19 protein-coding genes are annotated in these 17931 nt (G+C 62.9%); 5 read left to right on the forward strand and 14 right to left on the reverse strand.

Going from position 1 to position 17931, the window contains the following annotated elements; translation table 11 throughout:
- Positions 1-12: 12 nt before the first annotated feature.
- From PC358_RS27140 to PC358_RS11780, 5 genes are all read right to left on the reverse strand, one after another.
- On the reverse strand, positions 13-792 hold the full coding sequence (locus PC358_RS27140) for an RHS repeat-associated core domain-containing protein (RefSeq protein WP_077068506.1): 780 nt from the start codon (positions 790-792) through the stop codon (positions 13-15).
- A 145-nt stretch (positions 793-937) separates the two neighbouring features.
- Positions 938-1855, reverse strand: a complete 918-nt coding sequence (locus tag PC358_RS11765) for a 5-oxoprolinase subunit C family protein (RefSeq protein WP_033699735.1) — start codon at positions 1853-1855, stop codon at positions 938-940.
- Complete coding sequence (pxpB, locus tag PC358_RS11770) at positions 1852-2547, reverse strand: 5-oxoprolinase subunit PxpB (RefSeq protein WP_033699738.1); 696 nt, start codon at positions 2545-2547, stop codon at positions 1852-1854. Before pxpB ends, PC358_RS11765 begins: the two co-directional genes overlap by 4 nt.
- Positions 2544-3323 (reverse strand): 5-oxoprolinase subunit PxpA, encoded by a 780-nt coding sequence (locus tag PC358_RS11775; protein ID WP_033699740.1) that lies wholly within the window; start codon positions 3321-3323, stop codon positions 2544-2546. The genes pxpB and PC358_RS11775 overlap by 4 nt, the downstream gene beginning before the upstream one ends.
- A gap of 9 nt (positions 3324-3332) precedes the next feature.
- Positions 3333-4619, reverse strand: coding sequence for an MFS transporter (locus PC358_RS11780; protein ID WP_033699742.1), 1287 nt, complete (start codon positions 4617-4619; stop codon positions 3333-3335).
- 131 nt (positions 4620-4750) lie between these two features.
- Between PC358_RS11780 and PC358_RS11785 the strand changes: the two genes are divergently transcribed.
- Positions 4751-5668 carry a LysR family transcriptional regulator gene (locus PC358_RS11785; protein ID WP_033699744.1) on the forward strand — a complete coding sequence of 306 codons (918 nt, stop codon included), beginning with the start codon at positions 4751-4753 and terminating at the stop codon, positions 5666-5668.
- A 64-nt stretch (positions 5669-5732) separates the two neighbouring features.
- Here PC358_RS11785 and PC358_RS11790 read toward each other — a convergent pair whose 3' ends face one another.
- From PC358_RS11790 to PC358_RS11800, 3 genes are read right to left on the reverse strand one after another with little or no spacing between them, the layout of a single operon-like run.
- A complete protein-coding gene (locus PC358_RS11790; protein ID WP_033699746.1) occupies positions 5733-6254 on the reverse strand; it encodes a DUF2937 family protein in 522 nt (173 codons plus the stop codon).
- Between the two features lie 9 nt (positions 6255-6263).
- Positions 6264-7037 carry a class II glutamine amidotransferase gene (locus tag PC358_RS11795; protein ID WP_033699748.1) on the reverse strand — a complete coding sequence of 258 codons (774 nt, stop codon included), beginning with the start codon at positions 7035-7037 and terminating at the stop codon, positions 6264-6266.
- Positions 7038-7051: 14 nt separating this feature from the next.
- A complete protein-coding gene (locus PC358_RS11800; protein ID WP_033699750.1) occupies positions 7052-7546 on the reverse strand; it encodes a hypothetical protein in 495 nt (164 codons plus the stop codon).
- A 111-nt stretch (positions 7547-7657) separates the two neighbouring features.
- On the opposite strand from PC358_RS11800, the gene PC358_RS11805 reads away from it, so the two are divergent.
- A complete protein-coding gene (locus PC358_RS11805; RefSeq protein WP_033699753.1) occupies positions 7658-9700 on the forward strand; it encodes a S9 family peptidase in 2043 nt (680 codons plus the stop codon).
- Positions 9701-9738: 38 nt separating this feature from the next.
- Here the strand turns inward: PC358_RS11805 and PC358_RS11810 are convergent, their stop codons facing one another.
- Positions 9739-10017, reverse strand: coding sequence for a hypothetical protein (locus tag PC358_RS11810; RefSeq protein WP_033699755.1), 279 nt, complete (start codon positions 10015-10017; stop codon positions 9739-9741).
- Positions 10018-10149: 132 nt separating this feature from the next.
- Here PC358_RS11810 and PC358_RS11815 point away from each other — a divergent pair, with 132 nt between their 5' ends.
- Together PC358_RS11815 and PC358_RS11820 are read left to right on the forward strand one after the other, a co-directional pair.
- Positions 10150-10521, forward strand: a complete 372-nt coding sequence (locus tag PC358_RS11815) for a YajD family HNH nuclease (RefSeq protein WP_027594605.1) — start codon at positions 10150-10152, stop codon at positions 10519-10521.
- Positions 10522-10592: 71 nt separating this feature from the next.
- Complete coding sequence (locus tag PC358_RS11820) at positions 10593-11063, forward strand: RNA methyltransferase (RefSeq protein WP_033699757.1); 471 nt, start codon at positions 10593-10595, stop codon at positions 11061-11063.
- Positions 11064-11173: 110 nt separating this feature from the next.
- Here PC358_RS11820 and PC358_RS11825 read toward each other — a convergent pair whose 3' ends face one another.
- The 5 genes from PC358_RS11825 to PC358_RS11845 form a co-directional block, all read right to left on the reverse strand.
- Complete coding sequence (locus tag PC358_RS11825; RefSeq protein ID WP_033699759.1) at positions 11174-12664, reverse strand: aldehyde dehydrogenase; 1491 nt, start codon at positions 12662-12664, stop codon at positions 11174-11176.
- Positions 12665-12666: 2 nt separating this feature from the next.
- Complete coding sequence (locus tag PC358_RS11830) at positions 12667-13551, reverse strand: dihydrodipicolinate synthase family protein (RefSeq protein WP_033699761.1); 885 nt, start codon at positions 13549-13551, stop codon at positions 12667-12669.
- Positions 13552-13625: 74 nt separating this feature from the next.
- The gene (locus tag PC358_RS11835) at positions 13626-14954 is read right to left on the reverse strand and encodes an MFS transporter (protein ID WP_033699764.1); all 1329 of its coding nucleotides are present in this window, start codon (positions 14952-14954) and stop codon (positions 13626-13628) included.
- A gap of 184 nt (positions 14955-15138) precedes the next feature.
- Positions 15139-16458 carry an NAD(P)/FAD-dependent oxidoreductase gene (locus tag PC358_RS11840; protein ID WP_033699766.1) on the reverse strand — a complete coding sequence of 440 codons (1320 nt, stop codon included), beginning with the start codon at positions 16456-16458 and terminating at the stop codon, positions 15139-15141.
- Between the two features lie 61 nt (positions 16459-16519).
- Complete coding sequence (locus tag PC358_RS11845; protein WP_033699768.1) at positions 16520-17248, reverse strand: GntR family transcriptional regulator; 729 nt, start codon at positions 17246-17248, stop codon at positions 16520-16522.
- A 339-nt stretch (positions 17249-17587) separates the two neighbouring features.
- On the opposite strand from PC358_RS11845, the gene PC358_RS11850 reads away from it, so the two are divergent.
- The gene (locus PC358_RS11850) at positions 17588-17929 is read left to right on the forward strand and encodes a DUF2892 domain-containing protein (RefSeq protein WP_033699769.1); all 342 of its coding nucleotides are present in this window, start codon (positions 17588-17590) and stop codon (positions 17927-17929) included.
- Positions 17930-17931 lie beyond the last annotated feature (2 nt).

Below are 17931 nucleotides of genomic sequence, written 5' to 3' on the forward strand. Positions count from 1 at the left end.
CCCGTGCACCTATTAGGCTCGACGCAAATACTGTAGGTTTTTATTAAGCAACTTGTTAGTCTCACCTGCCAGCCTTCCATAGGCCATCTGCAAAGCAACCAGGGATATCCGCGCCCTCTCACTTGTGCCTGGCTCTTGAGACTTCCAAGCAGCCTGAAGATAATGATTCAGTCTCTCAACATCGGACGGCAAGATACCTTCAGGTATTGGCTGACTAAGCATTGTACCGCTCGCAATAAATTCTGCTGTTTCCAACAAAGAAATAGTTTCTCTGACCAACGTTAAACGTGCCTTACTACGCTCGAATAAATTATCCGGAAGGGCCTTCAAGTAGGCAATTTTCCTAAGACGCTTGGACTTTGGATCCTCCAGTTCTAACAGGCGTTCAAATTCAGAAAAATTAACGGCTGCCTGACGTTTCTCTTCTCGCAAGCGTTGATTTGACCAAAACTTCGTTTGTTCCTGTCGCTGCGCGTTTGAAAGTCTACCGAAAAATACTTCACCAAACACTTTAGCGAAACGGGGCATACGACCGGTGGGATCATCACCGTTTATGGGGTCGCCCAGACAGTATCCATAGGCGTTGCGACCACCTTGGGCAAAGGGGCTGAGGGCATCCGGCGACAAAAAGCGCATCAATAGAGGGCTGAAATTTCTATGGCCATTGCCCAGTGGATAACACCCGATCATGAAATCATACCGCTGACCATTGAAACTCACCCACGGTGCATGCTGCTTGCTGAAACCATAAGCCGTGTAAATCACAGGTCTCGCACCGTTTGCTAGTTTCATCGCCCCGCCATGCGCTTCACACACTGACCGAGGATTGAATTATCCCCCTCGTCATAAGGTTAAGTTCAACCCTATGAATCGCTACGCCCCAGTATTGAGTTAGTGCCAGCACTGGGCAACTGGTAAAAATGCCAGTCAGCCCATCTCATTGCCAGCGTTTGCCCCAGGCCTGATGCTCTTGCCACGCCATTTCCTGAACCACTGCCCTAAGCCGCACAGCCGCCCCCGGCATACACTGCGCCAGTTGCGCCAACGCCAACGGCGTCAACGCCCCCAACCGCGGGTACCCACCAATGGTCTGCCTGTCATTGAGCAGCACAATCGGCTGCCCATCTGGCGGCACCTGCACCGCCCCGAGCGGGATCCCTTCGGAGATCATCGCCGCACCCTGATAGACCAGCTGTGGCCCAAGCAATCGGATACCCATGCGGTCTGCTCGGCTGTCTAAAGTCCAATCACTGTTGAAGGCTTCAAACAGGCTCATACCGCTGAAGTCACCAATCTGCGCGCCCATCACCAGGTCGAGCACAGGCTTTGCCGAATACACGGGTCGCAACGCTTCGGGCACTTCACGCAGGGCCGGTGCTGAACCCGCAAACGCGAGCACCTGCCCTTTGCCCAGCGCTTCCCCGCGCCCATCAATGCCGCCCAGCGCTTCACGGACAACCGTGGCGCAACTGCCCAGCACAGACCCTGCCTGGAACCCGCCCGGGGCTGCAAGATAGGCCCGCACGCCCTGCTTGGGCTGCTTCAGGGTAAGGCGCTGACCTTTGGCCAGGGCAAAACTGCGCCACGGTGCCAGGGGCTGTTCATCGACCCGCGCATCCAGATCGGCGCCAGCCAAGCCCAGTACGCAATCCTGCTCAGCCACCACGCTGAATCCGCCCAGCGCTACCTCGATCACCGGCGCCCCCAGCGGATTGCCCAGCAGCCAGTTGGCCCAGTGCATCGCCACCCAGTCCAGCGCCCCACCTTGGGTCACGCCCAGGTGACGCACGCCAAAGCGCCCGGCATCCTGCAACTGGCACAGCGCGGTGCTGGCTTCGATCTTCAACTGCGTCATGCCTGTGCCTCCAGCGGGCTGTCATCTCCGCCCAACGCCATGAACTCGGCGTGGGATACAGCCACGAAGCGCACCCGGTCGCCCGGTTGCAACAGGCTGTAGCCCTCGCGCTCACGGTCGAACAGGCGCACCGGGGTGCGCCCGATCAGGTTCCAGCCGCCTGGCGATACCGCCGGGTAAGCGGCGGTCTGGCGCTCGGCAATGCCCACGCTGCCAGCCGCCACGCGCTTGCGAGGGGTGCTCAGGCGCGGCGTGGCCAGGCGTTCGTCCACCAGCCCCATGAAGCCGAAGCCCGGCGCAAAGCCCAGGGCGAAAACCGGGTACTCGCGCCCGGTGTGCAAGCGAACCACTTCGGCCTCGGTCAGCCCGCTTCGGCTGGCCAAGGCAGGCAGCTCGGGGCCGACACTGGCGTGGTACCACACCGCAATCTCATGGCGCCGACCACTGTTGCCTGCATCAGGCTGCAACCCCTCCAGCGCCTGGGCGATCAACGCCCTCGCCGTGCTCGGCGCACTGTCGTACTGCACCATCAAGGTGGTGTAGGACGGCACCAGCTCAATCAACCGCTCGCCGAAGGCTGCATGCAAGCGCTGGCAGGCCGCGAGGATCCACGGCATGTTGGCTTCGTCGATGGTGTCGAACAGGCGCACCATCAGGCTGTCGATGGCGACCACTTCAATGCGCAGCTTCATGCCCGCTCCAGCGCATCGAGGGCTTGGCGGATCTGCCGCACCGCCGCCACTGAACTGTCGTTGTCGCCGTGCACGCACAGGGTGCTGGCCTGCAGGTGCAGCGCACTGCCATCGTCCGCCACCAGCGCTTCGCCACGGGCCAGGCGCAGCGCCTGCTCGACCACCAGCGCCGGGTCGTGATGCACGGCGCCAGGCAGGCGCCGCGACACCAGGTGGCCGCTGGCGGTGTAGGCCCGGTCGGCAAAGGCCTCAAACCACAGCGGCACGCCAATTTCGTCGCCCAGGGCCTGGGCTGCACGGTTATCGGCGGTGGCCATGAGCATCAGCGGCAGGCTGCTGTCGTAGGCCGCCACGGCTTCGAGCACCGCGCGCAACTTGAGCGGGTCGGCCATCATGTCGTTGTACAGCGCACCATGGGGTTTGACGTAGGCCACTCGGCCGCCGAGCACCTTGCAGATGCCGTCCAGCGCACCGATCTGGTAGTGCAACAGGTCGCGGATTTCGTCCTGGCTGCAGGCCATGGCGCGGCGGCCGAAGCCAACCAGGTCCGGGTAGGCCGGATGCGCGCCGATGGTCACCCCATGCGCCAGGGCCATTTCCACGGTGCGGCGCATGATGCCGGGGTCACCGGCATGGTAGCCGCAGGCGATGTTGGCGCAATCGATATACGGCATCACCTCGGCGTCCAGGCCCATGCGCCAACTGCCGAAACTTTCGCCCATGTCGCAATTGAGAAGCAGGCGTTCCACCACACGGACTCCCTTGTCGATGTTCATAGGCCTACCTTACCGTGACTGGAGTTGTTTGCCGCGTGTTTCCGGCAGGCTGAGCGCCGCCAGAATGACCACGCCATACGACACCGCAGAGAACACGCCAATACCCAGCCCCAGCGGCACCTTCTCGCCAAGCATGCCGATCAGCAACGGGAACAGCGCAGCGATGACCTTGCCGATGTTGTAGCAAAACCCCTGCCCCGAGCCGCGGATGCGCGTGGGGAACAATTCGGTCAGGAAGGCCCCCATGCCGCTGAAAATGCCCGAGGCAAAGAAACCCAGCGGGAAGCCCAGCCACAGCATCACGCCATCGCTGACCGGCATCTGCGTGTACAGCAGCACGATGACGAACGAGCCCACGGCGAACAGGATGAAGTTTTTCTTGCGCCCCAGCAGGTCAGACAAATAAGCGCTGACCACATAGCCGATGTAAGACCCCACGATCACCATCGCCAGGTAGCCACCAGTGCCCAGCACGCTCAGGCCACGTTCGCTCTTGAGAAAGGTCGGCAGCCACGAGGTGATCGCGTAGTAGCCGCCCAGCGCACCGGTGGTCAGCAAAGAAGCGCGTACGGTGGTCCAGAGCATGCCAGGGGCGAAAATCTCGTAGAAGTGCGACGGCGCCTCGGCCTTTGCAGCGGCCTTGGCCTCGCGGTACACCTCAGGGTCCTTGACCAGACGGCGCACGAAGATCACGAACACGGCCGGCACGATACCCAGCAGGAACAACGCACGCCAGGCCTGCTCGGGTGGCAGGTAGGAGAACAGCAAGGCATAGAGGATCGCCGTCAGGCCCCAGCCGAGCGCCCAGCCCGACTGCACCATGCCCACGGCCTTGCCGCGGTGCTCGGCGCGGATCACTTCACCGATCAGTACCGCACCCGCCGTCCATTCGCCGCCAAAGCCAAAGCCCATCAGGGTACGGGCGATCAACAGTTGCTCGTAGCTTTGCGCAAAGCCGCAAAGGAAGGTGAAGAACGCGAACCACAGCACCGTCAGTTGCAGAGTGCGAACACGGCCGATGCGGTCGGAGAGGATGCCGGCGACCCAGCCACCGACAGCCGAGGCGATCAGGGTGCTGGTGTGGATCAGCCCGGCCTCGGCGGTGCTGATGCCCCAAATCAGGATCAGCGTGGGGATGACGAAGCTGAGCATCTGCGTGTCCATGCCGTCCAGGCCATAGCCGATCTTGCAGCTCCAGAAAGTACGCCGTTGCTGTTTGTCGATGTCGCGATACCAGGCGAAGGGCCCGGTCGAAGGAGGTGTAGCGACCTGCTGCTGCACGCCGGTGGGGTTCATGCTTGCCTCGGCTTGTTGGTATTGTTTTATGGGGCGACCAGATGCGTCGCGGCCTGGGCATCATTGTTCAGAGGCCGCGCGGCTTGCGTCCAACGAGAAAAACCCCCGGTCTGGAACAAGAAAAACTGATCATGAACCTTCGCTTCCTCGAAACCTTCGTCTGGGTCGCCCGGCTCAAGAGCTTCCGTCTGACGGCAGAAAAGCTGTTCACCACCCAGGCCTCGGTCTCCAGCCGCATCGCCGCGCTGGAGGCTGACCTGGGCGTCAAGCTGCTGCTGCGCGATTCACGCGGCGTCAGCCTGACCCCAGAGGGCAGCAAGGTGCTGGAGTACGCCGAGCGTATGCTCGACACCGCCAAGGCCATGAAGCAGTCGTTGGACAGCGACCGGGCCAAGGTCGGGCGCATCCGCATCGGCGTGATGGACACGGTGATCCACACCTGGATGAGCGCGCTGGTGGCCGCGTTGACCGAACGCTACCCGCAGGTTGAGATCGAGCTGGTGGCCGATACCGCGCTGAACCTGCGCGAGCAGCTGCAAAAAGGCTTTCTCGATGTGATCCTGCAGACCGACCTGTTGCGCGAACAGTCGATCCGCAGCCTGGACCTGGCGCGCTACCCGATGGGCTGGATCGTCGCTGCAGGCTCGCTCCAGCAGCGCGATTATGCCTCGCTGGCCGAGCTTGGCCGCGAGCGCATCGTGACCTTTTCGAAGAACTCGCGGCCGCATCAGGAGGTACTCAGCCTGCTGCAGGGCGCAGGGGTGCAAACACCGCGCTTGAATTGCGTGAACTCGGTGGCGGCGATTACCCGGCTACTGCGTGACGGCTTCGCGATCGGTGCGCTGCCACCGGCGCTGGTGGATGCGGAGCTGGGCCTTGGTGAGTTGGTGCTGCTGGAGGGCTTGCAACCACCCCCGAGCCTGGAACTGGTGGTGGCCTGGCAGACCGGCGTGGCATTGGTGGATGAGGTGGTAGGGGTTTGCCGGCAGGTGCTGGAACAGTATGCGCGGGATGTGGGGGCTCAGAGAATTGTGCTGGTTGCACAGTAGGTGCTTGCCATTGGATATGCTGTGTCCATGAGGCCCCAAGCAACCGCTAGAGCCCGGTGCAACCTCAGCGCCAGCTTTCCTTCACCACCCTGCGCCGCCCGCCCATGATTACCCAGCCAATGGCAAGCAACAGGCTCTCGACCATGAAGGCCAGCACAAACCCGGCACCAATGCCCCAGCCAATCGCTTCCGGCACCAGCAGTATCTGGTAGCTGTAGCCCTTCAGCGTTTCTTCACGCATTTGCGGGTCTGGCTGCACCAGCACATGCCAGGTGCGGCTGGCCCACGAACCCTGCAACGCCTGCCATTCGTTTTCCAGCAGTTCATTGCGGATCATCAGGCTTTCGATGCTGTTGGCATCACTGTTGAACACCGGGTCGTCACTGCTGCGGTAATGCCGCAGCAATGCCTGCAGGTCGCCATTGAAGAAGCGTTCGGCAGTCTGCTTGAAGCCATCAAGCGCCTGGCGCGACTCGAACAGGTGCGCCTCGACCCGCTGGCTGTAGTCGTTGATCAGCCCCGGAACCTGGATACCGGCCAGCAGGCCGAACGTGAACAGCAACAACCGCAGGTAACTTCTGAACATGCAGCGTCCTTAGCTCTGGCCTTGCGCAACGCACTCTCCGTGCCGCCACAGTGCCCATTGACCCGGCGCGTAACGCTGCCAGGTCTCGTTCTCGGTCAGGGCCTCGGTGGCAATCACCGTGACCACGTCATTGGGGGTCGTTTCGGTGTGAAAATCGACGATCAGGTCGACATCCTTCAACCTTGCAGCGCCAAAGGGTGCGCGACGGGTGATGTGCACCAGCTTGGTCGAGCAGAAGCAGAACAGCCAGTCGCCATCGCTGAGCATGCAGTTGAACACGCCCTTGCCACGGTAGCCGGCACAGGCTTCGACCAGCACCGGCAGCAGCTGTTCCACGGCGACCGGCTCTGGGAACGCCGCACGAATGCGGTTGAGCAGGTCGCAGAAGGCCGCTTCGCTGTCGGTGTCACCCACAGGCCGGTAGAAGGTGGCTTCACCCTTGAACTCGCCCAATTGGCCGTTATGCGCAAAGCACCAGTTGCGGCCCCACATTTCGCGCACGAACGGGTGGGTGTTGGACAGGCAAACCCTGCCGACATTGGCCTGGCGGATATGGCCGATGACCACTTCGCTCTTGATCGGGTAACGCTGCACCAGGTTGGCCACTTCCGACTCGCTGCTCGCCGCCGGGTCCTGGAACAGGCGCAGGCCGCGCCCCTCATAGAAGCCGATGCCCCAGCCATCACGGTGCGGGCCGGTGCGGCCACCGCGCTGCATCAGGCCGGTGAAACTGAAAACGATGTCGGTGGGGACGTTGGCACTCATGCCCAGCAATTCGCACATGCGCGTGTCTCCGGTTACAGACGAGGCTCGACCCGGCCGCCGCCAGCAGGTGCGGCAGGGGGATCGTTGCGGTAACGGTCGCGGCGTTCGGCCGACAAGGGGGCCTGGGCCGTGACGTCGGCATCCTCGACGGCCTGGCGCTTGGCCGCTGCCTCGGCTTGCTCGCGACGCTCACGGGCGCGCTTTTCCAGCGGCCAGCGCAACAGCACGAAGAGCAGGTAGAGGGCAAAGGCGATCATGCCGTACATGGCAAAGTCGGAAACCGCGCGCCAGGCGTTGTTGCCCACCTTGAAGGCAACGTCCAGGGCGGTGATGGCAATCGCCGGGGCAAAGCTGTCCTTGACCGGGTCGACGACGGTCGGGGTCAGCAGCAGCACCGCCAGGATCACCCGCAGCGGTTCGCGCAGCCAGCGCCACATCCATCCGGTGAGCTTGAAGCCCACCAGCAGGCAGCCCAGGGCGGCAAGGGCGTACAGGCCCCAGGCGAGGGTATAGTCGTTCTCGGTCATGGTGTTCGTGCAAGCCAGGCAAAGAGTTGCCTATGATAAACACTTTTCAGGGCGCAGGCGCCCCTCCGCTGTTCGGAGGCCCGCGCCGACCTCCCAGCCAAGAGAATGCAGATGCCCACCCAGCCCCAGCCCCCCATTGCCCGCGCAGACCAGTCCAGTGACCCGTATGCCTGGCTGCAGCAGCGTGACACCCCCGAGGTGCTCGACTACCTGCAGGCCGAAAACAGCTACCAGGAGGCCTGCCTGGCCCATCAGGCGCCATTGCGCGAACAACTGTTCGAGGAAATCAAGGGCCGCATCCTCGAGACCGACCTGTCACTGCCCTCGCCCTGGGGCCCGTACCTGTACTACACCCGCACCACCGCCGGCGACGAGTACCCACGCCATTACCGCTGCCCGCGCCCGGCCGACGACTCCAACACGGTGGATGAAAGCCGCGAGCAACTGCTGCTCGACCCTAACGCCCTGGCCAACGGCGGCTTCCTGTCGCTGGGTGCCTTCAACGTCAGCCCCGACCATCGCCTGCTGGCCTACAGCCTCGACACCAGCGGCGATGAGGTCTACACCCTGTACGTCAAGGACCTGGGCAACGACCGTGTCACCGCCCTGCCCTTCGAGGACTGCGACGGTAGCCTGACCTGGGCCAATGACAGCCAGACGCTGTTTTTCGCCGAACTCGATGACACCCACCGCCCCTGGCGCCTGCGCCGCCACACCTTGGGCGGCAGCGACGCGCCGACTGTGTTCGAAGAGCCGGACGGCCGCTTCTTCCTGCATTGCTACCGCACAAGCTCCGAACGCCAGCTGGTGCTGTTGCTCAACAGCAAGACCACCAGCGAGGCCTGGGTACTCGATGCCCAAACCCCGCAGTTGCCGTTCACCTGCCTGGCGCCGCGGGTGGAGGGCCATGAGTACTTCCCCGACCACGGCCAGCTCGATGGCCAGTGGCAGTGGTTCGTGCGCAGCAACCAGGACGGCATCAACTTCGCCCTCTACCACGCCCCGGCCGACCAGGTCCCGACCCGTGATCGCTGGCAACTGCTGGTGCCGCACAACGACAAGGTCATGCTCGAGGGCCTGAGCCTCAACGCGGGGGCGCTGACCCTGAGCCTGCGCGAAGGTGGCCTGCCGATCATCGAAGTGCGCCCGCAGGGCCTGCCTGCCTATCGCGTCGAATTGCCGGATGCGGCCTACAGCCTTTACGTGCAAGACAGCCTGGAATTCGCCAGCAGCCGCGTGCGCCTGCGTTACGAAGCGCTCAACCGCCCGGCCCAGGTGCGCCAGCTGGAGCTGGCCAGCGGTGCGCAGGTGGTGCTCAAGCAAACCCCGGTGCTGGGCGTGTTCGATGCCGACGACTATGTCAGCCAGCGCCTGTGGGCCACCGCCCAGGACGGCACCCAGGTACCGATCAGCCTGGTGCGTCGCCGCGAAGACCTGGGCAAGACCGTGCCGCTGTACCTGTATGGTTACGGCGCCTATGGCGAAAGCCTCGACCCGTGGTTCTCGCATGCGCGCCTGAGCCTGCTGCAGCGCGGCGTGGCCTTCGCCATTGCCCATGTGCGCGGTGGCGGCGAACTGGGTGAGGCCTGGTACCGGGCCGGCAAACAGGAACACAAGCAGAACAGCTTCACCGACTTCATCGCCTGTGCCGAGCACCTGATCGCCGAAGGCGTGACCTCGCCCGAGCGCCTGGCGATCAGTGGTGGTAGCGCCGGCGGGCTGCTGATGGGGGCGGTGCTCAACCTGCGCCCTGAGCTGTTCCGCTGCGCGATCGCCGAAGTGCCCTTCGTCGACGTGCTCAACACCATGCTCGACCCCGACCTGCCGCTGACCGTCACCGAGTACGACGAATGGGGCAACCCGCAGGAGCCTGAGGTGTATGAGCGCATCAAGGCCTACGCCCCGTACGAGAACGTCAAGGCCCAGGCCTACCCGGCCATGCTGGTGGTGGCTGGCTACAACGACAGCCGCGTGCAGTACTGGGAGGCGGCCAAGTGGGTGGCCCGCCTGCGCACACGCAAGACCGATGACAACCTGCTGCTGCTCAAGACCGAAATGGGCGCCGGGCATGGCGGCATGAGTGGGCGGTACCAGGGGCTCAAGGATGTGGCGCTGGAGTATGCGTTTGTGTTTGGTGAACTGGGCGTGAACTGACCCATGCTGGGGGCGCTCTGCGCCCCTTTCACAAACCCTCAGTCCTCCTCCACCGGCACCTTGGCCGGCTCTGGCCGCAACCCCGGCAAAGGCTGGTCTTTAGGGGGCCCCGGCACCGGCATCGGTGGCAACAGCGGCGCGCCAGGCTGGCTGTCGTATGCCTTGGGCGGCGTACTTGGGGTGATCTGCGGGTAAGGCGTGGGCGTAGGCGTGCCAGGCGCACCGGGCACGGGTGTATTGAGCCTGGGTGGCGTGCTGGCCGCTTCGGCCATGGGCAAGCCAGCCAGCAACAACGCGGCGAGGATCGCATGCAACATCAGCAACCTCCTGTCGGGAACCTTTCTACAGGCTACGCCTAAATGACAGCTTTCGCCTGTCCGCCTGGCCTGCAAGCGCGCTAGACTCAGTGGCATAACCGTCATTTGCCTGATCAGAACAAAGGAAACACCATGAGCTCGGCCTCTACTTCCGCCGCCACCGCGCGCCTCGACCGCATCCTCGCCGATGCCAAGCGCGACAAAGAAATGGGCTACCGCGACAAGGCCCTGAAGATGTACCCGCATGTGTGTGGCCGCTGCGCCCGCGAGTTCGCCGGCAAGCGCCTGAGCGAGCTGACGGTGCACCACCGTGACCACAACCACGACAACAACCCGCAGGACGGTTCGAACTGGGAGTTGCTGTGCCTGTACTGCCACGACAACGAACACTCGCGCTATACCGACCAGCAGTATTTCAGCGAAGGCTCGACCAGCACCCCGAGCATCGCCAAGGCCACCCACAACCCGTTTGCCGGGCTGGCGGGTCTGCTGAAGAAAGACTGAACATCGATTCGCCCCCCGCTGCTACCGGCGAGCCCGTATAATCGCGCTTTTTACGCGAAGGGCCCCGGTACGTGGCAAACAAACGATACAGCTGCATCGGCCTGTTCAACCCCAAGTCGGCAGAAAACGTCGGCTCGGTGATGCGCGCAGCAGGTTGCTACGGCGTCAACTCGGTGTTCTACACCGGCAAGCGCTATGAACGCGCCCGCGACTTCGTCACCGACACCAAGCGTGTGCACTACGACATCCCCCTGATTGGCATCGACGACCTGCAGCGCATCATCCCGCTGGGTTGCACGCCTGTGGCAGTGGAACTGGTCGAAGGCGCACGGCCGCTGCCCGAATACACCCACCCGGATCGCGCCATCTACATCTTCGGGCCGGAAGACGGCAGCCTCGATGCCAGCGTGCGGGCGTGGTGTGAAGAAACCATCTACATCCCGACCGAAGGTTGCATGAACCTGGCGGCGACGGTGAATGTGGTGCTGTATGACCGGTTGGCCAAAGGCCTGAATACCCGTTCCGGGCCCAAGTTCAAATAAAAAGCCACTTCTGATGGTGCTCATGCCGGCCCCGCGAAGAGGCCGGCACAGACAAACCAGAAGCGGCCAGGTGCTGAGCTCCGTCAGAACAGCACCGTCCTGCAGTCAGCTCACGCAGCGTTGATCCAGATGGTCTTCAACTCCGTGTACTGGTCATGGGCCCAGATGGACTTGTCACGCCCACCAAAGCCGGACTCTTTGTAGCCACCGAACGGCGTCGACGCATCGCCCTCGCCAAAGCAGTTCACCGTCACCACCCCCGCGCGGATTTCCCGTGACAGGCGCAAGGCATTGCGCAGGCTGCCGGTGTAGGCCGAAGCGGCCAGGCCGTAGACGGTGTCGTTGGCCAGCTCGATCGCTTCCTCAATGGTCTCGAACGACGTTACGCTCAACACTGGGCCGAAAACTTCCTCGACGAACAACCGATTGTCAGGCGTAACCCCGTCAACGATGGTCGGCTGCACGAACACGCCCTGCTCGGTCTCACCGCCCTGCACCACGTTGAGCTTCTGCTCGGCGGCATATTCCAGGTAAGACTTCACCTTCTCGAAGTGCGATTTGCTGACCATCGCGCCCAGGCGGTTTTCCGGGTCGAGCGGGTCGCCCAGCTTCCAGTCCTTCAAGTGCTTGCCAATCAGGGTCAGCAGTTCGTCCTTGACGTCCTTGTGCACGATCAGGCGCGAAGAGGCCGAGCAATTCTCGCCCATGTTCCAGAACGCACCGGCGGTGACGAACTGGGCCACTTCGTCCAGGTCTTCGCAGTCATTCATGACCACGGCCGGGTTCTTGCCCCCCAGCTCCAGGACAATGCGCTTGAGGTTGGACTCGGCGGCGTATTTCAGGAACAGGCGGCCGGTGTCGGTGGAGCCGGTGAAGCTGACCATCGGGATGTCCATGTGGCGGCCGATGGCTTCGCCCACTTCACGGCCACCGCCAGGCACCAGGTTGAACACACCCGCCGGTACGCCAGCCTGGTGGGCCAGTTCGGCCACGCGCAGGGCGCTGAGGGTGGTTTCCTTGGCCGGCTTGACCACGATCGAGCACCCGGCGGCCAGCGACGGGGCGATCTTCCAGGCCAGCATCAGCAGCGGGAAGTTCCAGGGCAGCACCAGGCCGACCACACCGATGGCTTCACGCACCACCATGGTCACGGCAGCGTTGCCGGTCGGCGCGGTGCTGTCGTAGATCTTGTCGATCAGCTCGGCGTGCCAGCGGATGGTGTGGATGGTTTCCGGCACGTCGACGTTCTGGCATTCACTGACCGGCTTGCCGCTGTCCAACGCTTCCAGTACCGCCAGCTCATGGCTGTGGTCTTCCAGCAACTGGGCGAACTTCAGCAGGATGTGCTTGCGCTCACCCGGTTGCAGCTTGGACCACGAACCGTCTTCGAACACGCGCTTGGCTGCTGCCACGGCAAGGTCGACATCCTGCACGTCGCAAGCGGCGACTTCGGCCAGTTGCTTGCCGGTGGCCGGGTTGCTGGTGACGAAGGTGCGGCCCGAGACAGCATCGCGGAATTCACCGTCGATGAACGCCTGGGTACGCAGTTGCAGGTCGGCGGCGATGGCCGCGTACTGTGCCTTGCTCAGTAATTCAGCCATTTTCAGGCACCTCCGGTGATCTGGGCGATGTTGCGCTTGAGTTCAGTGACCACGCGCTCGAGTGCCTGCTTCTCGGCAGCGTCCAGCTCGGACAGCGGCTTGCGCACGCCACCGGTGCTCAGGCCGTTCAGGGCCACGCCGTACTTGATCGACTGGACGAACTTGCCACCTTCCAGGAAGTCCATCAGCGGCATCATGGCGCTCATGATGCGGCGGCCTTTGTCGAAGTCTTTCTCGACCACGCAGGCCTCGAACAGGGCCACGTGCTCCCGCGGGATGAAGTTGGAGCCGGCGCACACCCAGCTTTGGGCGCCCCAGGCGAAGAACTCCAGGGCCTGGTCGTCCCAGCCGCACGACAGCTGGATGTTCGGGCGCTGGATGGCCAGCCGGTGCAGTTGGGCCATGTCGCCAGAGCTTTCCTTGATGGCGACGATGTTTTTCACATCGGCGACCGCATCGAAGAACGCTTCGCCCATGCTCACGCTCATGCGGCCTGGGTAGTTGTAGAGCACAGCGTCGACCGCTTTGACGTGCAGGGCGATTTCCTGCTGGGTCGGCAGCGCGTACGGCGGGGTGCCCACCAGCAGCGCATCGGCTTTGATTTCCTTGGCGTGCTTGGCGAACGCCACCGAGTCTTCGGTGCGGATCGCGCCGGTGCCGATGATCAGCGGCAGGCGGCCGTTGAGCACGTCCTTGGCCTGGGCGGCCAGTTCGATACGCTCTTGCGCGGTGTGGGCGTAGTACTCGCCGGTGGAGCCACCGATGATCACGCCGTGGATTTTCGATTCGACCAGGTAATCGAGCACTTCGGCGAACGCCGCCTTGTCGATCGAACCGTCCGCAGCCAGCGGAGTGATTGCCGGGGTGTAGATGCCTTCGAATTTCACGGTAGGTTCTCCAGTGCGTTGATCAGTGTTGTAGAGGCCGCAGCGGTGCGACGCTGCGGCCGGTGGTCATGGGTTCAGGTCAGCGAAGCTGCTTGCTGCAGGTTCAGCGAACGGGTTTCCGGTGCTAGGGCGACGGAGAAGGCCAGGCCGACAAAGGTGACGGCGGCAGCGGCATACATGGTTGCGCCGATGCCATAGTTGTCGAGGGCGATGGGGACCAGCCAGGTGCCGACCGCAGCACCGACCCGCGACATGGAGGTGCCCACGCCAACGGCGCCAGCGCGGATTTCGGTAGGGAACAGCTCGTTGGGGTAGACCAGCTGCAGTACTTGGGCACCGCCAATGAACAATGCATAGGCCCCGAACAGCACCAGGATGAGCATCTCGTTGCCGTTGCTGAACGCCGCCAGGCCCAGCAGGGCCAGCCCCGACCAGAAGAAGCTGTGCAGCAGCGTAGTGCGCCGGCCAATGGTGTTCAGCAAGCGGGTGCCGACGATGCAACCGACCACGAACAGGCAGGTGATGGCGACCGAACCGATCGATGCCCAGTCACCCTTCAGGTTCAGTGCACCCAGCACTTTCGGGGCGAAGGCGTACACGGCGAACACCGGGATCACCGAGCAGGTCCAGAACATGGTGACGAACAGCATGCGTTTGCCGTAGCCGGAGTGCAGCAGGCTGAAGAACGACAGCTTGCGGGCCTTGGGCTCTTCCGGCAGGTTGCGCAGCGAGAAGCCCTCGCCATAGACGCGCTTGATCACCTGCTCGGCCTCGGACGAACGGCCTTTGCTGATCAACCAGCGCGGCGACTCCGGGGTGCCCAGGCGCATGACGAACAGCAGCGCGCCGATCACCGCTGCACTGGCCAGCACCAGGCGCCAGGCATCCTCGCCTCCGTTGCGCAGCAGCGCTTCACCGACCACGTAGGCGGTAGCGGCACCGGCGAACCACAGCACGGTCAAGGTAGCCAGGCGCGGGCCGCGGTTCTTCTTCGGCAAGAACTCCACCAGCAGCGAAGTGGCCACCGGGTACTCGATGCCCACTGCGATACCGATGGCAAACCGCAGCAGGAACAACGCCAGCGCCGACTCCACCCAGAATTGCGCAAGCGAGGCCAGGATGAACAGGGTCGGGCCTACGAAGAACACCCGCTTGCGGCCAAAGCGGTCAGTCAACCAACCGCCGAAGAAGCCGCCGAAGAAAATGCCGATCAGCGCCGAGGCGGCGATCATGCCCTGCCAGAAGCTGTTCAGGCCAAGGCCTGCAGACATTTGCACCATGGCCACGCCAATGATGCTCAACACATAGCCATCGACGAACGATCCGCCACCCGAGCGCAGGGTCAGCAACTGGTGGAAGCGGTTGATCGGTACTTCTTCAATCGAAATATTCGGACTTGTCATTATTGTTCCTACCACTTCATCTGCATGCACATATTCAAGGCGAGCGCGGCCGCGAAACTGAAAACACGGTTCAGCCCCGGGTGACCGGACAGCGCATCTCGATCATCAAATTCGGGCAAAGCGCGCCCGTGCCGGCTAACTCACACCCGGCGTTAAATGTTCAATGGCCTAACTCAGATAAGGATCAGCTTTCTTTGCCAGCGCGCAGTTGCCCCCACATCAAGTTTGCGTTCAAGCCCAGGGATACCAAGGGCTGCGGTGGATTTGCGCAAGGCCCGGGGGCATTGAGCAGAAACGCGATAAGTTCGTTTTTGTCGCCGGCCAGCCAGTCGGCCAGCAATGCGCCGGTGACGGTGCCACGGGTAACGCCCAAGCCATTGCAGCACAGGGCGCCTACGACATTGGGCGCCAACTGGCCGAAGAACCCCATGTGATTGCGCGACAACGCCAGGGCACCGCCCCAGGTGTATTCGAAGTTCACCTCGGGCAGCATCGGGAAGCGCCGGGCAAACGACTCGCGGTGGCGCTGGACAAAGCGTTCCAGGTACTTGCGGTTGCTGCGCCCGTCCGGGTTGTAGCTGAAACTGTTGCGGATCAGCAGGCGATTGTCGACGGTGCGCCGCATCGTGGTGCCGAACGGGTCGGCCGGGATCACGCCCCAGTAGGGTTTGCCCCCCAGGCGTGCCTGTTCCTCATCGGTCAACGGGCGGGTGATGCTGCCATAGGTGAAGACAGGCAGCATGCGGCCCTTGAGAAAGCCGAAACTCATGCCGAAGGCGTTGGTGGTGAGCACCAGCTTGTCGGCCGTGATCGAGCCGTTGGCATGACGCAGTACCACCTTCGCACCATATTCGACGTCGGTAATCGGGGTGTTTTCGTACAACGAGACGTTGCTCGGCAGGCTGTCGGCCAGGCCTTTGACCAGCGCCGAGGGCTGCAGCAAGGCAGTGCCGGGGGTAAACAGGCCCTTGCGGTAGAAGTTGGTGCCGATATGCTCCGGCATGTCGCGGCCTTCAATCACTTCATACGGCTGGCCCAGTTTGTCCAGGCCACGGCGATAAGCATCCAGCACCGCGATGCCGCGATCTTCGACGGCCGCCTGGTATTTGCCGCAGTGACGGAACTGGCAGTCGATGTCGTAGCGTTCGATCAGCGCTTTGAGATAGGACTGGCCGCCCAGGTTGAGCTTGAGCACCGTCTTGGCGATATCGATGTCGCCGATGTAATCCTCGGCACCAATGTCATGGGGCAAGTCGATGGCAAAACCGGCGTTGCGCCCGGAGGTGCCGAAACCGACTTCCTGGGCCTCGACCAACACGATTTCGTCGTCCGGGAAGTTCGTTGCCAGCTGGCGTGCAGCGGCCAGGCCGGTGAAACCAGCACCGACCACCACCCAACGCGCCTGGCTGTGGCCACTGTGGGCCGGCCGGGGCTTACGGGGCTTGCTCAGGTGATACCAACCACAGGTGGCATCATCGGCAGGTAACGAACTTATTCTTGTCATGTCACTAACCTGGATCTTGCTGTTGACGAGCGGTCGGCGCCAGCGGCGAGACCTGGGAATCTCATAGCTGAATGGGTACATCCAGCCCTTGCGGCGCTGCGTATTCGGCCATGCGCCGGCGCGACAGCTCGAAGTGCTCACGCACCAGTTGCCCGGCGCGCGCGGGGTCGCGGTGTTCGATGGCGTGGATCATCTGGTCATGCTGATCGCAGGCGACTTCAAGGTCCTGCTGCATGTCATCGGTGGTCGGGTGGCGATAGAAAATCTTGCCCAGGCGGGCATGGTCGATAAGCAGGCGGCGCAGGCTCGGCATCAGGTAGTCGTTGTGCGCCATCTTGCCGATTTCCAGGTGGAAGGCATCGTTGTAGACCACCCGGTTTTCCACATCACGCGCTTCGATGGCCTGGCGAAAAAGCACCTGGATAGCCTTGAGCGCCTCGATTTCCGCTGTGCTGGCGTTGGTGGCGGCCAACTGAGTGGTGGCGATATAGATGAGCGGCGCGGCGACGAAGAAGCTGTGCAGCGAATCATGGTTCATCGCGGCAACCCGTGGCGCACGGTTGGCTTCCAGCTCGATATAGCCTTCAGCGGCAATCTGGCGCAGCAGTTCACGCACCGGTGGGCGCGACAGGCCGAACTCGTCACACAGCGCCAGCTCGTCCACCACAGCCCCTGGGGCCAGTTCCATGCTGAGGATCCGGCGGCGCAGCGCTTCGGCGAGGACGGCCTTGCGGTCCTGCGGCGCTTCAGCGCCTGCGGGCGCACTGATGGCTTGAACGGTGGCTTTCATGGCGGCCTTCTTTGTTGTCATGGCGCTGTGTCTACTATTTGTATAACGACTATAGGGCACTGTTAGACAATGTGTCTACAGCATTTTCGATGAGCGATTGAATCTCTCAAAGCCCCTGATTCAAAGGGCTTGAGGGGTTACCTGGGGTGAGATTAAACACCGTTGGCGCTGCATTTCCAAACCGGACAAAATGTTATCCAGACCGGACACCTTGCGGATTATTTGCGACCACCCCCTTCCACTTTGCAGCCACTCATCCCGCATGCCGTTGAGCAACACGAATGAACGGCTGCAATCAGCCTGCGGTCAGCTACTTACACTTCACACGGAGGGCTTGCCATGCTCGATATCCATACCGCTGCGGCGTCGCCGGAGCACAATGTTCAGGGCCTGGAAAGGGTCGGTTCGCTGGCTGGGGGGGCGCTGATGTTCAGCAAGGGGCTGCGCCATGGCGGCCTGGTCGGCCTGCTGCAGATGGTAGTGGGCGGCCTGGCGGTGGCGCGTGGGGTCAGCGGGCACTGCTCGACCAAGGCCTGGTGGCAACGGCACCGTCAGGAATACAACCGGTTGCGCTCGGACATCGAACGCAGCGCGGAACAGTTGCAGGCATTGAAGGCGAGCGCCAAGGCAGCTACGCGCGGGGTGACGGTGACAGGGAAGGATCCGTTGACCGGCCTTTGATG

The sequence above is a fragment of the Pseudomonas capeferrum genome (genome assembly GCF_000731675.1).
GTDB classification, from domain to species: Bacteria; Pseudomonadota; Gammaproteobacteria; order Pseudomonadales; family Pseudomonadaceae; genus Aquipseudomonas; species Aquipseudomonas capeferrum.

Excerpts from the sequence above, each read along its gene's own strand:
- PC358_RS11775 (WP_033699740.1), bottom strand. The coding sequence starts at position 3,323 with ATGAACATCGACAAGGGAGTCCGTGTGGTGGAACGCCTGCTTCTCAAT.
- PC358_RS11780 (WP_033699742.1), bottom strand. The coding sequence starts at position 4,619 with ATGAACCCCACCGGCGTGCAGCAGCAGGTCGCTACACCTCCTTCGACC.
- PC358_RS11825 (WP_033699759.1), bottom strand. The coding sequence starts at position 12,664 with ATGGCTGAATTACTGAGCAAGGCACAGTACGCGGCCATCGCCGCCGAC.
- PC358_RS11805 (WP_033699753.1), top strand. The coding sequence starts at position 7,658 with ATGCCCACCCAGCCCCAGCCCCCCATTGCCCGCGCAGACCAGTCCAGT.
- pxpB (WP_033699738.1), bottom strand. The coding sequence starts at position 2,547 with ATGAAGCTGCGCATTGAAGTGGTCGCCATCGACAGCCTGATGGTGCGC.
- PC358_RS11810 (WP_033699755.1), bottom strand. The coding sequence starts at position 10,017 with ATGTTGCATGCGATCCTCGCCGCGTTGTTGCTGGCTGGCTTGCCCATG.
- PC358_RS11835 (WP_033699764.1), bottom strand. The coding sequence starts at position 14,954 with ATGACAAGTCCGAATATTTCGATTGAAGAAGTACCGATCAACCGCTTC.
- PC358_RS11840 (WP_033699766.1), bottom strand. The coding sequence starts at position 16,458 with ATGACAAGAATAAGTTCGTTACCTGCCGATGATGCCACCTGTGGTTGG.
- PC358_RS11785 (WP_033699744.1), top strand. The coding sequence starts at position 4,751 with ATGAACCTTCGCTTCCTCGAAACCTTCGTCTGGGTCGCCCGGCTCAAG.
- PC358_RS11815 (WP_027594605.1), top strand. The coding sequence starts at position 10,150 with ATGAGCTCGGCCTCTACTTCCGCCGCCACCGCGCGCCTCGACCGCATC.
- PC358_RS11795 (WP_033699748.1), bottom strand. The coding sequence starts at position 7,037 with ATGTGCGAATTGCTGGGCATGAGTGCCAACGTCCCCACCGACATCGTT.
- PC358_RS11765 (WP_033699735.1), bottom strand. The coding sequence starts at position 1,855 with ATGACGCAGTTGAAGATCGAAGCCAGCACCGCGCTGTGCCAGTTGCAG.
- PC358_RS11850 (WP_033699769.1), top strand. The coding sequence starts at position 17,588 with ATGCTCGATATCCATACCGCTGCGGCGTCGCCGGAGCACAATGTTCAG.
- PC358_RS27140 (WP_077068506.1), bottom strand. The coding sequence starts at position 792 with ATGAAACTAGCAAACGGTGCGAGACCTGTGATTTACACGGCTTATGGT.
- PC358_RS11845 (WP_033699768.1), bottom strand. The coding sequence starts at position 17,248 with ATGAAAGCCACCGTTCAAGCCATCAGTGCGCCCGCAGGCGCTGAAGCG.
- PC358_RS11800 (WP_033699750.1), bottom strand. The coding sequence starts at position 7,546 with ATGACCGAGAACGACTATACCCTCGCCTGGGGCCTGTACGCCCTTGCC.
- PC358_RS11790 (WP_033699746.1), bottom strand. The coding sequence starts at position 6,254 with ATGTTCAGAAGTTACCTGCGGTTGTTGCTGTTCACGTTCGGCCTGCTG.